Origin of the sequence: Streptomyces sp. NBC_01384, from assembly GCF_045040035.1 — a bacterium.
Taxonomy (GTDB): Bacteria; Actinomycetota; Actinomycetes; order Streptomycetales; family Streptomycetaceae; genus Streptomyces.
On the sequence record NZ_CP109559.1, the window covers coordinates 2,158,131 to 2,172,248 of the forward strand.

The 14,118-nt window shown below is 69.9% G+C and carries 14 protein-coding genes; 5 read left to right on the forward strand and 9 right to left on the reverse strand.

Annotated features, from left to right (window positions below):
* Positions 1–5: 5 nt before the first annotated feature.
* Together OG747_RS09645 and OG747_RS09650 are read left to right on the forward strand one after the other, a co-directional pair.
* Complete coding sequence (locus OG747_RS09645; protein WP_405878863.1) at positions 6–1,082, forward strand: S-adenosylmethionine:tRNA ribosyltransferase-isomerase; 1,077 nt, start codon at positions 6–8, stop codon at positions 1,080–1,082.
* Positions 1,083–1,405: 323 nt separating this feature from the next.
* Entirely contained in the window at positions 1,406–2,170 is a 765-nt protein-coding gene (locus OG747_RS09650) for a transglycosylase SLT domain-containing protein (protein WP_405878864.1), read from the forward strand.
* 82 nt (positions 2,171–2,252) lie between these two features.
* On the opposite strand, the gene OG747_RS09655 is transcribed toward OG747_RS09650, so the two are convergent.
* Positions 2,253–4,748, reverse strand: a complete 2,496-nt coding sequence (locus OG747_RS09655) for an FHA domain-containing protein (RefSeq protein WP_405878865.1) — start codon at positions 4,746–4,748, stop codon at positions 2,253–2,255.
* Between the two features lie 242 nt (positions 4,749–4,990).
* Between OG747_RS09655 and OG747_RS09660 the strand changes: the two genes are divergently transcribed.
* Positions 4,991–6,760 (forward strand): streptophobe family protein, encoded by a 1,770-nt coding sequence (locus tag OG747_RS09660; RefSeq protein ID WP_405878866.1) that lies wholly within the window; start codon positions 4,991–4,993, stop codon positions 6,758–6,760.
* Between the two features lie 111 nt (positions 6,761–6,871).
* Positions 6,872–8,083, forward strand: a complete 1,212-nt coding sequence (gene serB / locus OG747_RS09665; protein ID WP_405878867.1) for a phosphoserine phosphatase SerB — start codon at positions 6,872–6,874, stop codon at positions 8,081–8,083.
* Positions 8,084–8,241: 158 nt separating this feature from the next.
* On the opposite strand, the gene OG747_RS09670 is transcribed toward serB, so the two are convergent.
* The 4 genes from OG747_RS09670 to OG747_RS09685 all read right to left on the reverse strand — a co-directional run bounded on the left by OG747_RS09670 (position 8,242) and on the right by OG747_RS09685 (position 10,703).
* The gene (locus tag OG747_RS09670) at positions 8,242–8,757 is read right to left on the reverse strand and encodes a SixA phosphatase family protein (RefSeq protein ID WP_405878868.1); all 516 of its coding nucleotides are present in this window, start codon (positions 8,755–8,757) and stop codon (positions 8,242–8,244) included.
* A 65-nt stretch (positions 8,758–8,822) separates the two neighbouring features.
* A complete protein-coding gene (locus tag OG747_RS09675; RefSeq protein ID WP_405878869.1) occupies positions 8,823–9,038 on the reverse strand; it encodes a hypothetical protein in 216 nt (71 codons plus the stop codon).
* Between the two features lie 181 nt (positions 9,039–9,219).
* Positions 9,220–9,336, reverse strand: coding sequence for an SGM_5486 family transporter-associated protein (locus OG747_RS09680; RefSeq protein WP_356174139.1), 117 nt, complete (start codon positions 9,334–9,336; stop codon positions 9,220–9,222).
* Between the two features lie 47 nt (positions 9,337–9,383).
* A complete protein-coding gene (locus OG747_RS09685; RefSeq protein ID WP_405878870.1) occupies positions 9,384–10,703 on the reverse strand; it encodes a CynX/NimT family MFS transporter in 1,320 nt (439 codons plus the stop codon).
* 110 nt (positions 10,704–10,813) lie between these two features.
* On the opposite strand from OG747_RS09685, the gene OG747_RS09690 reads away from it, so the two are divergent.
* Positions 10,814–11,521, forward strand: a complete 708-nt coding sequence (locus OG747_RS09690) for a FadR/GntR family transcriptional regulator (RefSeq protein ID WP_405878871.1) — start codon at positions 10,814–10,816, stop codon at positions 11,519–11,521.
* Positions 11,522–11,588: 67 nt separating this feature from the next.
* On the opposite strand, the gene OG747_RS09695 is transcribed toward OG747_RS09690, so the two are convergent.
* From OG747_RS09695 to OG747_RS09710, 4 genes are all read right to left on the reverse strand, one after another.
* Positions 11,589–11,933 carry a hypothetical protein gene (locus tag OG747_RS09695; protein ID WP_405878872.1) on the reverse strand — a complete coding sequence of 115 codons (345 nt, stop codon included), beginning with the start codon at positions 11,931–11,933 and terminating at the stop codon, positions 11,589–11,591.
* 153 nt (positions 11,934–12,086) lie between these two features.
* On the reverse strand, positions 12,087–12,854 hold the full coding sequence (gene fabI, locus OG747_RS09700) for an enoyl-ACP reductase FabI (protein WP_405878873.1): 768 nt from the start codon (positions 12,852–12,854) through the stop codon (positions 12,087–12,089).
* A 5-nt stretch (positions 12,855–12,859) separates the two neighbouring features.
* The gene (fabG, locus tag OG747_RS09705) at positions 12,860–13,579 is read right to left on the reverse strand and encodes a 3-oxoacyl-[acyl-carrier-protein] reductase (RefSeq protein ID WP_405878874.1); all 720 of its coding nucleotides are present in this window, start codon (positions 13,577–13,579) and stop codon (positions 12,860–12,862) included.
* Between the two features lie 165 nt (positions 13,580–13,744).
* Complete coding sequence (locus OG747_RS09710) at positions 13,745–14,029, reverse strand: hypothetical protein (protein ID WP_405878875.1); 285 nt, start codon at positions 14,027–14,029, stop codon at positions 13,745–13,747.
* Between the last annotated feature and the right edge of the window lie 89 nt (positions 14,030–14,118).

Sequence of the window (14,118 nt, forward strand, 5' to 3'; positions counted from 1 at the left end):
GTGCGATGACGACCGCCGTGGGGGTTCCGGAGGAGTTGTCCGCGCGGGTGCCGGCCGAGCAGCGCGGGCCCGGGCTGGACCGGGACTGCGTACGGCTGCTCGTGTCGCGGGGTACAGAGGTGTCGCATCACGCGTTCGTGGAGTTGCCGCGGCAGCTGCGCGCGGGGGATCTGCTGGTCGTCAACACCTCTCCCACGTTGGCGGCCGCAGTGGACGGGTGGATCGGGCACGCGCGCGTGGTGGTGCATTTCTCCACGCGGGGCGATGACGGGCGGTGGGCCGTCGAGCTGCGGGTTCCCGACGGAAGGGGCACCACGCGTGCGCGTGCGGGCGGGCCCGCGGGAGTGGAGGTGTGCCTCGCCGGGGACGTACGACTCGTACTGGAGGAGCCGCTGACGGCGCGCAGCCCCCGGTTGTGGTGGGGGCGGGTGTCGGATCCGGACGTGCTGGGGCTGCTGCGGCGGCACGGACGGCCCATTCGTTACGCCTATACAGAGAGGGACCAGCCGCTGTCCGTCTATCAGACGGTGTTCGCGCTGCCGTCCGCCGACGGCGTCGGCAGTGCGGAGATGCCGAGTGCGGCGCGGCCCTTCACCGCGCGGCTGGTGACGGAGCTGGTGAGCCGGGGCGTGCAGTTCGCGCCGATCACGCTGCACACCGGTGTCGCGTCGGCCGAGGCGCACGAGCCGCCGTATCCGGAGCGGTACGAGGTGCCGGAGGCGTCGGCGCGGCTGATCAACGCGGCGAAGGCGGCGGACGGCAGGGTCGTCGCGGTCGGTACGACGGCCGTACGCGCCGTCGAGACGGCCGCCGGCCTGGACGGGGTGGTCCGGGCCCGGAAGGGCTGGACGGACCTCGTGGTGACCCCGGAGCGGGGCGTACGGGTGGTGGACGGGCTGCTGACCGGGCTGCACGAGCCGGAGGCCTCGCATCTGCTGATGCTGGAGGCGATCGCGGGCGGGGCGGCGATCGAGCGGGCCTATGTCGAGGCGTTGAGCGGGCTCTACCTCTGGCACGAGTTCGGGGACGCGCACCTCATCCTTCCGGACCAGGACCCTTCCGGACCCGACCCCTCACGCTGAGCATTGCTCCAGCAACTACCGGTGAAAATTCCGCAGAGCCGATGTGAGCCCGCACATAGGGCGCACATCACGTACGAACGGACATAGGAGATAAAGGGGGTCCGGGTGAGCGGGGCAGACGTGACAGTCTGCCCCGATTTGCCCCTGCTGGACCTACTACCGGGCTTCGTACGTCACACCTTTGCCACAGTATTTTGCGGCCGCTAAGAATGGCCTCTGTCGCTCAGCGCCGCGGGTTCCACCCCGCGGCGTCAGTTCCGGAAACACTCTGTCCCCCACCGGACCGAGAGCGACCTCCGCGCTATTCGAAGAGGTCCTCAGCCATGCCCAAGAACACCCGCACTCCTGGACATAGTCCGAAGCTGACCAAGGTCCACAAGCTCTCGATCGCCGGTGTCGCCACCCTCGGTGCCGCAGCCGTCGCCTTCTCGGTCGTGCCCGGCAACTCGGGGACCACCACGGCGACCGACGAGGCCGCCTTCTCAGCCCCGGTCGTCTTCAGCCAGCAGCCGATCAAGGACGTCAAGGCCAGCGTCACCGACCAGCTGGCCGGCGCAAGCCTGAAGACCCAGGCCATCGCGGCGAAGAAGCAGGCGGCCGACGCCGCCGCCGCGAAGAAGGCTGCCGCCGACGCCGCCGCCGCCAAGTACAAGGCCGCTGCCGAAATCGCCACCAAGAAGACCGCCGAGGACGCGCGCTGGAAGGAACAGGCCGCGAGCCGCTCCACGCAGCGCATCTCGATCCAGCCCGTCGCCATGAAGACGTACGCCAACAACCTCGACGGCTGGATCCGCCAGTCGCTCGACATCATGGCGAAGCGCAGCATCCCCGGCTCGTACAACGGTCTGTACCGCAACATCATGCGGGAGTCCTCGGGCAACCCGAAGGCCATCAACGGCTGGGACATCAACGCGATCAACGGCATCCCGTCGAAGGGCCTGCTGCAGGTCATCCAGCCGACCTTCAACGCGTACCACGTCCCCGGGACGTCGACGAACATCTACGACCCGATCGCCAACATCACGGCCGCCGCCAACTACGCGGCCGACAAGTACGGCTCGATCGACCACGTCAACAGCGCGTACTGAGGCCGGCGCGGACCTCTGACACGTACGCCGAAGGGCGGCACCCCGGTGGGGGTGCCGCCCTTCGGCGTACGTACGCACGGGACTACTTGCGCATGACCTCGGGCTCGTGGCGGCGCAGGAAGCGGGCCACAAGGAAGGCGCAGACCACGCCGAGGGCGATCACGGCGACCATGTCCAGGGTCCAGGCACTCATGGTGTGGTCCCACAGCGGGTCGTTCCTGCCGGGGTGCTTGCGGTCCGGGTTGACCAGGTTGAAGTCCAGGGTGGCGCCAGCGGCGGCCACCGCCCAGCGCGACGGCATCAGGTAGGAGAACTGGTTGACGCCGATCGTGCCGTTCAGGACGAACAGGCAGCCGGTGAACACGACCTGGATGATCGCGAACATGACCAACAGCGGCATGGTCTTCTCGGCCGTCTTCACGAGCGAGGAGATGACCAGGCCGAACATCATCGACGTGAAGCCCAACGCCATGATCGGCAGGGTGAGTTCCACCTTCACGGCGCTGCCGAGGAACAGACCCTCCTTCGGCACCACACGGTCGGCGAAGCCGATCGCGCCGACCAGGGCCCCCTGGAACAGGGTGACCACGCCAAGCACGACCACCTTGGACATCAGGTACGCCGAGCGGGACAGGCCGGTCGCGCGCTCCCGCTCGTAGATCACCCGTTCCTTGATCAGCTCACGTACCGAGTTGGCGGCGCCGGCGAAGCAGGCGCCGACGGCGAGGATCAACAGGACCGTGGTGGCGGTGGAATTGCCCTGGTTCACGCCACCCTTGAAGTGGGGCAGCAGGTTCTCGCCCGAGTCGATGAGCAGGCTCACCGAGCCGAGCACGACCGGCAGGATCACCGTCAGTGCCAGGAAGCCCTTGTCCGAGGCGATCACCGACACATAGCGGCGTACCAGGGTGCCCAGTTGGGACATCCAGCCCTGTGGCTTCGGCGGCTTCATCGCCTGCATCGGAGTCATCTGTACGGACTGCGGAGCAATCGCGTCGATGTCCGCGGCGTACATCTGGTAGTGCTGCGAGCCCTTCCAGCGGCCCGCCCAGTCGTAGTCGCGGTAGTTCTCAAAGGCGGAGAAGACGTCGGCCCAGGTTTCGTAGCCGAAGAAGTTGAGGGCCTCCTCGGGCGGACCGAAGTACGCCACCGAACCACCCGGCGCCATCACCAGCAGCTTGTCGCAGATGGCCAGCTCGGCCACGGAGTGCGTGACGACGAGGACCGTACGGCCGTCGTCGGCGAGGCCGCGCAGCAGCTGCATGACATCGCGGTCCATGCCCGGGTCGAGGCCCGAGGTCGGCTCGTCCAGGAAGATCAGCGACGGCTTGGTGAGCAGCTCCAGGGCCACCGAGACACGCTTGCGCTGGCCACCGGAGAGGGAGGTGACCTTCTTCTCCTTGTGGATGTCCAGCTTCAGCTCGCGCAGCACCTCGTCTATCCGGGCCTCGCGCTCCTCGCCCGTGGTGTCGGCGGGGAAGCGCAGCTTGGCCGCGTATTTGAGGGCCTTCTTGACGGTCAGTTCCTTGTGCAGGATGTCGTCCTGCGGGACCAGACCGATGCGCTGGCGCAGCTCGGCGAACTGCTTGTAGAGGTTCCGGTTGTCGTAGAGGACATCGCCCTGGTTGGCGGGGCGGTAACCGGTGAGCGCCTTCAGCAGGGTCGACTTGCCGGAGCCGGACGGGCCGATGACCGCGACGAGCGACTTCTCCGGGACGCCGAAGGAGACGTCCTTGAGGATCTGCTTGCCGCCGTCGACCGTGACGGTCAGGTGGCGGCCCGAGAAGGAGACCTCACCGGTGTCGACGAACTCCTCGAGGCGGTCGCCGACGAGCCGGAACGTCGAGTGGCCGACGCCGACGATGTCGTTCGGGCCGAGCAGCGCCGAGCCGCCCTTGGCGATCGGCATACCGTTGACGTACGTGCCGTTGTGCGAGCCGAGGTCGCGGATCTCGAAACGGCCGTCGGGCGTCGCGTGGAACTCGGCGTGGTGGCGCGAGACCTGCAGGTCGGAGACGACCAGCTCGTTCTCCAGCGCACGACCGATGCGCATCACCCGGCCGAGGGCCAGCTGGTGGAAGGTGGTCGGGCTGCGGTCGCCGTAGACCGGCGGCGCCCCCGCGCCACCACCGGGTCCCTGCTGCTGCGGCACGTTCGCCGCGGCCTGCTGCGGCTGCTGGTGGCTCGGCTCCGGCGCCTGCTGCTGCGGCGGTGCCTGCTGCGCCCAACCGGGGCTCGCGCCCTGGGCGGCGTACGGCTGTTGCTGAGGCTGTGCGACAGCGGCCACGGCACCGGAGAGGTTCAGGCGCGGGCCGTCGGTCGCGTTGCCGAGGTGCACGGCCGAGCCGGGGCCGATCTCCATCCGATGGATCCGCTGCCCCTGCACGAAGGTGCCGTTGGTGCTGCCGTGGTCATCGATGACCCAACTCCGGCCGTCCCAGCTGATCGTGGCGTGACGCCAGGAGACCCTGGCGTCGTCGAGCACGATGTCCCCCTGCGGATCACGTCCGAGGGCGTATGGCCTGGACGCATCGAGCGTCCAGGTCCGTCCATTCAATTCCAGTACGAGTTCCGGCACTCCATGCCCCACTGAGTTGTCCCCCGAGTTACCCCCATCACAGGGAGTCTAGGGATGTCGAACATCGGGGGGAACTATTTCAGGAGCAGCCCCTTGACCGAAAGTCGGGCCATCTGAAGACCGGGTACGGACGGGTTGCCCGTTTCCGTTGACGGGGTTGAAACCGGACCGGAGAGTGGTAATCCCCCGCGAGGGGGACATCCGCGGTGGTGACGCCGCGGCGCGGATCGGGGGGTCTGACGATGAGCATCGACACCGTGCGACACAGCAGGCAACTGCCGTGGGGGGATGTGCTGTTGTCCGCGATCGCCTCGGTGAGCTGGGCGTTGATCGCGATGGCGGGCACGGCCGCACTCGGCCTGCATCTCGTCGGCGCGGACGCCGCGGGCTCACTCGGGCCGATGACCGCGGCGGTAGTGGCCCTTGGGGCCAATGGGGCGGTCAAACCGTCCGGCGATGTGTCGGCCTTCGGCCTGAAGGGCGCCGAGGCGCACACGGCCATACAGATCACGCCACTGGGTGTGGGACTGGTGGGCGCGCTCCTGCTCTCCTTCTTCTTCCTACGGTCCTTGCGCGGGGCGGGAGTTGTGATCGCGCCGTCCGAACTCCTCGTGCGCGCGGGCGCGGTGGTCGTGCTGTTCGTGACGACCCTGGGCGGGCTCGCCTGGGCCGGGCACGACGTCATCACGATCGACGGGAGCAAGCTCGGCCTCGACAGGGTGACGGGCGGCGGCGGGCTCGGGAACATCACCGACAAGCTCCCCGGCGGGCTCGGCGACCTCGGCGGGCTGCTGCCCGGCAAGATCGGCGACCTCGTGAAAGCGCAGGCGGCCGTGGGCTTCACCGTCGACACGGTGCCGACGCTGCTCGGTGGCGCGGCCTGGGCGGCCGGAATCCTGGTGATCGCCCTGCTCGCCTCCCGGCGCACCCCGCTGCCGCGCGGCTGGGAGGGCGTGCACCGGGTCGTGCGGCCGGCCGCTTCCGCGCTGGTCACGGTGCTACTGGTGGCGGTCGCGGCGGGGCTCGCGGCGGCGGCGTACGCGGCGATCGGCGACCCACATCCCAAGCTGATCGCGGGCGCGGCGCTGCTCGGCGCGCCCAACGGGGTGTGGCTGGGCATCCCGATCGGCCTCTTCGTCCCCTGGGACGGCAAGGCCACCGGCGAACTCGCCAAGGTGCTCCCCCACCCCCTCGACCAGTTGCTGAGCGTCGACTCGAACCAGCCCGTCACCCTGGGCCGCCTCGCCCAACTCGACGGACGGGTGTGGCTGTTGGGGGTCGCGACGGCGGTCATGATGCTGTTCGCCGGTGTTCTGGCGGCCTCGCGTACGCCTTTTGTACGGGGGCGGGCTGCAGCTCCGGTGGGAACGGCGACTGCTCCGGATGTACGAGGGCCGGGTGCCCTCGGTTTCGCAGGGCGCTGCGCTCTTCGGCTCGGGATCGTGACGGCGCTGGCACTGCCGCTGCTGGCGTGGCTGACGGACGTGTCCGTGGACGCCTCGCTGTCGGTGTTCGGCATCGACGCGTTCGGCGCCGGAATCGTGCTGCACGGGCACCTGGGCATGGCGCTGCTGCTCGGCGCGGCGTGGGGTGCGGGCGCCGGGGCGGCGGGGGCGCTGCTCGCCCACGCGAGCGGGGCCGCGGGACGGCGGGCGGCGCCGCTGGCACTGAGTGACGCAGGGCCTCCGGTCGCGCCCCCCTTCCCGGCCCCCCCGGACCTGCCGCCGCAGCCGGGGCCCTACGCCCCGAGCACGCCGTACCGGCCGGCGAACCCCGACACCAATCCGTATCTGCGGCTGCCCGACGAGTTGCGGGAGCCCACGGACGGTCGGACCTCCGAGCGCGCGCGACCGCCCGACGACGTGTACGGCGCGCCGACGGTCGTCCGGCCGATGGCGCCGCCACCTGGGCCGCAGAAGCGGCGGCCACGGGGGCGGAACGTGCCCCCTCCGCCACAGCCGCCGCCCGACCAGGGACCGCCCGGGTCGCCGAACCCCCGGCAGCGGGACTGACCGCCACACCCGGGCAACGCGCTCGACACCGCTTCGACACCCAGTGTTCCCTGTCCGCAGGGCGGACCTGTGCGGCGATGGGCACGGGGTGCCGGATACGGTGGAACCACCATGAGCGCTTCGCAGACCCCCGACGTCCCCACCCTCCTCGTCAAGATCTTCGGCAAGGACCGGCCGGGCATCACGGCCGGACTCTTCGACACCCTCGCCGCCTACTCCGTCGACGTGGTCGACATCGAGCAGGTCGTCACCCGTGGCCGGATCGTGCTGTGCGCGCTCGTGACGGAGCCGTCCGCCGGTCTGGAGGGGGATCTGCGGGCCACCGTCCACAGCTGGGCGGATTCGATGAAGATGCAGGCGGAGATCATCTCCGGCCTCGGCGACAACCGGCCGCGCGGCTTCGGGCGGTCCCTGGTCACCGTGCTCGGGCATCCGCTCACCGCGGAGTCGACGGCCGCGATCGCCGCCCGGATCACCAAGACCGGCAGCAATATCGACCGGATCTTCCGGCTGGCCAAGTACCCGGTGACGGCGGTCGAGTTCGCCGTGTCCGGTACGGAGACCGAGGCGCTGCGCACCGCGCTGGTGACCGAGGCCGCGGTGCTCGGCGTGGACATCGCCGTGGTGGCGGCGGGACTGCACCGGCGGGCCCAGCGGCTGGTCGTCATGGACGTGGACTCGACGCTCATCCAGGACGAGGTGATCGAGCTCTTCGCCGCGCACGCCGGGTGCGAGGAGGAGGTCGCCGAGGTGACGGCGGCCGCGATGCGCGGGGAGCTGGACTTCGAGCAGTCGCTGCACGCGCGCGTGGCGCTGCTCAAGGGGCTGGACGCCTCGGTGGTGGACAAGGTGCGCGAGGAGGTCCGGCTGACGCCGGGCGCCCGCACGCTGATCCGTACGCTGAAGCGGCTCGGCTTCCAAGTCGGTGTCGTCTCGGGCGGGTTCACTCAGGTCACCGACGATCTCAAGGAGCGGCTCGGCCTCGACTTCGCGCAGGCCAACACGTTGGAGATCGTCGACGGGAAGCTGACCGGCAAGGTCACCGGGGAGATCGTGGACCGCGCGGGCAAGGCGCGGCTGCTGCGCCGCTTCGCCGCCGAGGCCGGGGTGCCGCTCGCCCAGACCGTGGCGATCGGTGACGGCGCCAATGACCTCGACATGCTCAACGCGGCCGGTCTCGGTGTCGCCTTCAACGCCAAGCCCGTCGTCCGCGAGGCCGCGCACACCGCGGTGAACTTCCCCTTCCTGGACACCGTCCTGTATCTGCTGGGGGTCACCCGCGAAGAGGTCGAGGCGGCGGACATGCACCTGGACGACCACTGAGCCCATACGGTCGTACAGGTGTTGCAGACCTGTACGGATCGTACGCACAGGAGTCGCCCTCATACGGGTCGTAGTCAGTCGTACTCATAGGGGTCGCAGTACGTCGACGGGGGCCCTGCACCGCGATGGTGCCGGGCCCCCGTCTCTGTCCAGGTGGGTTACTCGGTCGGCGCCCAGTAGTCGGACAGCGTGGCCACTCCGGGCTCCAGGGACTTCCAGGAGCCCTCGAAGGAGAGCACGGCGAAGGCGGCGGCGGGGAAACCGCCCTGCATCCGGGTGAGGGTGTCGCCCTCGGCCTGTCCGGCCAGGATCTCGGCGAGGCCGCGGATGCCGGGGTTGTGGCCGATCAGAACCACGTTCTGCGCGTCGTCCGGGGTCTCGTTGAGCACGGCGATCAGCTCGCCGGGCGAGGCTTCGTAGAGCCGCTCCTCATAGACTGTTTTCGGCCGGTGCGGGAGTTCATGGACGGCCAGTTTCCAGGTATCGCGGGTCCGGACCGCGGTGGAGCAGAGGGCCAGATCGAAGGGGATACCGGTGTCGGCCAGCTTGCGCCCGGCGACGGCGGCGTCCTTGCGGCCCCGGTCAGCGAGCGGCCGCTCGTGGTCGGACACCTGCGACCACTCGGCTTTCGCATGCCGGAAGAGGACAATCCTGCGGGGTTCTGCGACGCTCATGGGTCCCAGCTTCGCATGAAACACGCCATGCGGCGCAGAGAGTTGACGGGCTCCCCCAGGGGTGCTCAGGGGGCCTGGTGCAGCACGGTCTGCTGGACGCGTTCGAAGATGTGGGTGATCGCGGGGTCGCCGCCCGCGGCGTGCGCGTCCACCGGGTTCAGTATCAGAAGCAGCAGGGTCACGAAGGCGAGGGCGGGCAGGGCCAGGGCCCACCAGGGCAGCCGGATGTCGACGCGGCCCGTGGTCGCCGGGTGGGGCCGGGTGTGCGTACGGGCCGACATGACGCCTCCGTGGGTCTTCGAGCGCTCCGTGGTCCGCGTCCTCGCGGCCACAACTCGAAGTTACGCAATCCGGAGCCGTCAACCCATCCGGTGATCCACCCACTTGACCCTGACACTCACCCCCTAGGGGATGGGGGGTTAGCCCCACCATCGGCATCCCAGGGGGCGCGGGCGATGGTGGTTACGGCGAGGCGATCGACGCGATGACGCCGATGATCACGGTGATGGCCAGCATCGCGCCGAGCACGAGCAGCATCTTCTTCTGGCCGTTCTGGGGGTTCGGGTCGAGCACAGGCATACGGCCAGTCTCGCACCCTTCGTCCGCCGCCTCACAGGTGGGGGGTCTCACGGGCGGGGGCGGCGCGCGGCCTCGTCCTCCACCGTGCGGTCGCGGCCCGCCAGGACGCCCACCGCGATCTGCGGGACCATCAGGGCGGCCATGAGCGCGATCGGCAGCCCCCAGCCGCCGCTGTGCTGGTAGAGCACGCCCACGAGCAGGGGCCCCGGGATCGACAGCAGATATCCGGTGCTCTGCGCGAACGCCGAGAGCTTGACGACGCCCGCGCCGGTCCTGGCCCGCATGCCGACCATGGTGAGGGCCAGCGGGAAGGCGCAGTTGGAGACGCCCAGCAGGAGGGCCCAGGCCCAGGCGCCGCCCGCCGGGGCGAAGTAGAGGCCCGCGTATCCGGCGAGTCCGCAGGCACCGAGCGCGATCACGATCGGCCCCTGGTGGGGCAGGCGGGTGGCGAGGCGCGGGATGACGAAGGCCAGCGGCACGCCCATCACCATCGTGACGGCGAGGAGCAGCCCCGCGGTGCCCGCGGAGACACCCGCGTCGCGGAAGATCTGCGCCATCCAGCCCATCGTGATGTACGCGGCGGTGGCCTGGAGTCCGAAGAAGACGGCGAGGGCCCAGGCGGTGCGGCTGCGGGTGATGCGCAGCCCGTCGGGCTCCTGTGCGGCGGACGCGGCGGCCCCGGAATCGGTACGCCCACCTGGGGCACCGCTCTCGGAATCGGCACCCCGCGCGCGTACCAGCGCAATCCACGGCAGTACGGCGGCCGCGGCGAGCCCTGCCCACACGGCCAGCCCCGACTGCCAACTGCCGCCCAGGGCGTCGGTCATGGGCACGGTCACGGCCGCCGCGGTCGAGGTGCCCAGGGCGAGCGCCATCGAGTAGAGGCCGGTCATGGAGCCGACCCGGTCCGGGAACCAGCGCTTGACGATCACCGGCATCAGGACGTTGCTGACGGCGATCCCCATGAGCGCGAGGGCGCTGGCGACCAGGAAGCCGGCCGTGCTCCCGGCGTACGGCCGGATCGCGAGGCCCGCCGTGATGGCGACCATCCCGGCGCAGACGACCGCGCCGGGCCCGAAGCGGCGAGCGAGGCGCGGCGCCATGACACCGAAGACGGCGAAGCACAGCGGCGGCACGGAGGTGAGCACTCCGGCGACGCTGCCGCTCATGCCGAGCCCGACGCGCACCTCTTCGAGGAGGGCGCCGAGGCTGGTGATGGCGGGGCGCAGATTCAGGGCGGTGAGGACGATGCCGACGGCCATCAGCCGCGTCGCCCACGCGCGCGTGGGGTGCGGTCGGGGCTCCGTGCTCTCGGCGGAGCCGCGTATCGGTAGGGACGTCATCGTCCGGGTCTCCTCGCTGGCCATGGCGCCATCATAGAATCATGGGATGATTGGCTGTCCAATCCCCTTGCGTTAATCTCCGGAATCTCCGGCCCCGCGCGAACGATCACACCGGGCCCGTACGAAGGACCGCCATGCCGCTTCGCCACCCCCGCCGTTCGGCGCTGTCCGAGCAGGTCATCGCCGAGCTGCGGAACCAGATCACCTCGGGCGAGTGGCCGGTCGGCTCCCGCATCCCCACCGAGCCGGAGCTGGTCGAGCAGCTGGGCGTCGCCCGCAACACCGTCCGCGAGGCCGTCCGCGCGCTGGCTCACAACGGCCTGCTCGACATCCGTCAGGGCTCGGGCACCTATGTCGTGGCGACCAGCGAGCTGGCGGGCGTGATGCACCGGCGCTTCGCGGACGCCGATCCGCGGCACATCGCCGAGCTGCGCGCCACGCTGGAGTCGAGCGCGGCGAAGCTGGCCGCCGAGCGGCGCACCGAGCGCGATCTGAAGCAGTTGGACGCGCTGCTCGTCCGGCGTGAGGAGGCCTGGGAGTCGGGTGACGCGGAGGCCTTCGTGGCCGCCGACGCGACCTTCCACATGGCGGTGGTGGCCGCGTCCCACAACGACGTCATGACGGCGATGTACGCGGACCTGGGCGAGGTGCTGCGCGACTGGCTGCGCGAGGACGTCGGGGGGAAGCTGACGCCGGAGACGTACATGGACCACGCGCGGCTCGTCGACGCGATCCGCGCGGGCGACACGGAGGCGGCCGGTACGGAGGCCGCGGGCTATCCGTTCCAGTGCCGTCCGGGACGGCTGGGCCGGAAGGATCCAGGCATCACATCCGGTGGCTGAAAGACCCGGGCGTCACATCCCGTGACTGAAGGACCCCGGCGTCACATCCGGTGGCTGACGGGAACCGTCACCTCTCGTGGCTGACCCACGTCGACCGGATCTCCTTCCAGCATCGGCCGGCCAGTCGAACCGTCATCGCGGGGCCCGCCGCGACCGCGGCGGTGTCCGTGTCGATGTCCCACCAGCGGTCGCACTCGATGTGCAGGGCGACCCAGTCGGTCTCCGGGTAGGGGTTGTGGCAGTACGCGATCACGTCCGAACCCTGCACCGTGGTGCGGCACTCGGCGCCGAACGGCTGGGGCGTGGCGGGTTTTTCGTGCCGCACGCGCGCGTGGGGCACGGCGTCGTACGGCAGAACCATCATGAAGGCGAGAGCGGCGAACACCGGGGCAAAACGGCGGGACAGGCGCACAAGGGGGACCTCCTCGGCCGTACGGCTGCGGGGCGGTGCGTACTCCCAGCGTGCGCGGTACGGCGCCGGAGGCGCCCGGCCGACTAGGCCGAACGGGCGACGCCCCGCTCCCCGCGCAGTGCGGGAAACGGGGCGTCGGCCACGCAGGTGAAATCAGGCACCGATGGCGTGCAGACCGCCGTCCACGTGGATGATCTCGCCGGTGGTCTTCGGGAACCAGTCGCTCAGCAGCGCGACGATGCCCTTGCCGGCCGGCTCCGGGTCCTTGAGGTCCCACTCCAGCGGCGAGCGGTTGTCCCACACGGAGGCCAGCTCACTGAAGCCCGGGATGGACTTGGCGGCCATCGAGCCGAGCGGGCCCGCGGAGATGAGGTTGCAGCGGATGTTCTGCTTGCCCAGGTCGCGGGCGAGGTAGCGGCTGGTGGCCTCCAGGGCGGCCTTGGCCGGGCCCATCCAGTCGTACTGCGGCCACGCGAAGGACGCGTCGAAGGTGAGGCCGACGACCGAGCCGCCGTTCTGCATCAGCGGCAGGCAGGCCATGGTCAGCGACTTCAGGGAGAACGCCGAGACGTGCATGGCGGTGGCGACCGACTCGAACGGCGTATTGAGGAAGTTGCCGCCGAGCGCGTCCTGCGGCGCGAAACCGATGGAGTGCACGACGCCGTCGAGGCCGCCCAACTCCTCACCGACGATGTCGGCGAGACGCGCCAGGTGCTCGTCGTTGGTCACGTCGAGCTCGATGACCTTGGTGGGCTTGGGGAGCTTCTTGGCGATGCGCTCGGTCAGCGTGGGCCGCGGGAACGCGGTCAGGATGATCTCGGCGCCCTGCTCCTGGGCCTGCTTGGCGGCGTGGAAGGCGATGGAGGACTCCATCAGCACACCGCTGATCAGGACGCGCTTGCCCTCGAGAATTCCACTCATGGTGATCAGTGACCCATTCCCAGTCCGCCGTCAACCGGAATGACGGCTCCAGTGATGTACGAGGCGTCGTCCGAGGCGAGGAACCGCACCGTCGCGGCGATCTCCTCGGGCTGCGCGTACCGGCCGAGCGGCACCTGGGCGACGATGCCCGCACGCTGCTCGTCGGTGAGCACCTTGGTCATGTCCGTGTCGACGAAACCGGGCGCGACGACGTTGAAGGTGATGTTGCGTGAGCCGAGCTCGCGGGCGAGCGAGCGCGCGAAGCCGACCAGGGCGGCCTTGGAGGCGGCGTAGTTCGACTGCCCCGCGGAGCCGAGCAGCCCCACGACGGACGAAATGAGGACGACTCGCCCCTTCTTGGCGCGGAGCATGCCACGATTGGCGCGCTTGACGACCCGGAAGGTGCCCGTGAGGTTGGTGTCGAGGACGGAGGTGAAGTCCTCCTCGGACATCCGCATCAGGAGCTGGTCCTTGGTGACGCCGGCGTTGGCGACCAGGATCTCGACGGGACCGTGCTCGGCCTCGATCTCCTTGTAGGCCTGCTCCACCTGCTCGCTGTCGGTGATGTCGCACTTGACGGCGAGGCACCCCAAAGCGGTGAGGGCGGCGGGCGGCTCACCCGAGCGGTATGTGATCGCGACTTTGTCGCCGGCATCGGCGAACGCGCGGGCGATGGCGAGGCCGATGCCCCGGTTGCCTCCGGTGACGAGAACCGAGCGGCTCAACGGATCACCCTTTCGATAGCAGTCTGAAACCCCTGCAAGACAGGCGCCTTCCTTGGAAACCTATCGGTCCCCTCCGCCTCGCGGAGAATCGGGCACCGACAGTGGCGCGCCGCTGCTCCTGTCGGGTCTCTACAGTCGGCGCCTGTCCAAACCTCGTCTCGGAGATCAGTCCGCCATGCCCGGCGCGTGAGCAGCCAGGCCCGCCTCCCGGGCCGCGTCGAGCATCCGCTTGTCGTACGTGATCAGGGAGTCGAATGGCGTACCCATCGCCGGCGCACTCGCCACATGGATGGCGTCGAGGGAGCGCAAGGCTGCAGGAAGGCACGCCACTCGGAGGCGGGCGTACGAGTCGTCGTACGTGCCCTCGCACTCCGCACCCCGTTCCTTCGCCCTCTCCTGCACCCTCTCCTGCGCCTGCCGCTCCAGCCGGGAGTCCAGCAGTCCGGACACGGATGTCCCTCTCGGGCTCATCCGTATCTCAGGGGAAAACAGCCGGTGAGCCGTGATTCACTGCCAGCGACGGTCATCACGGCAGAGTC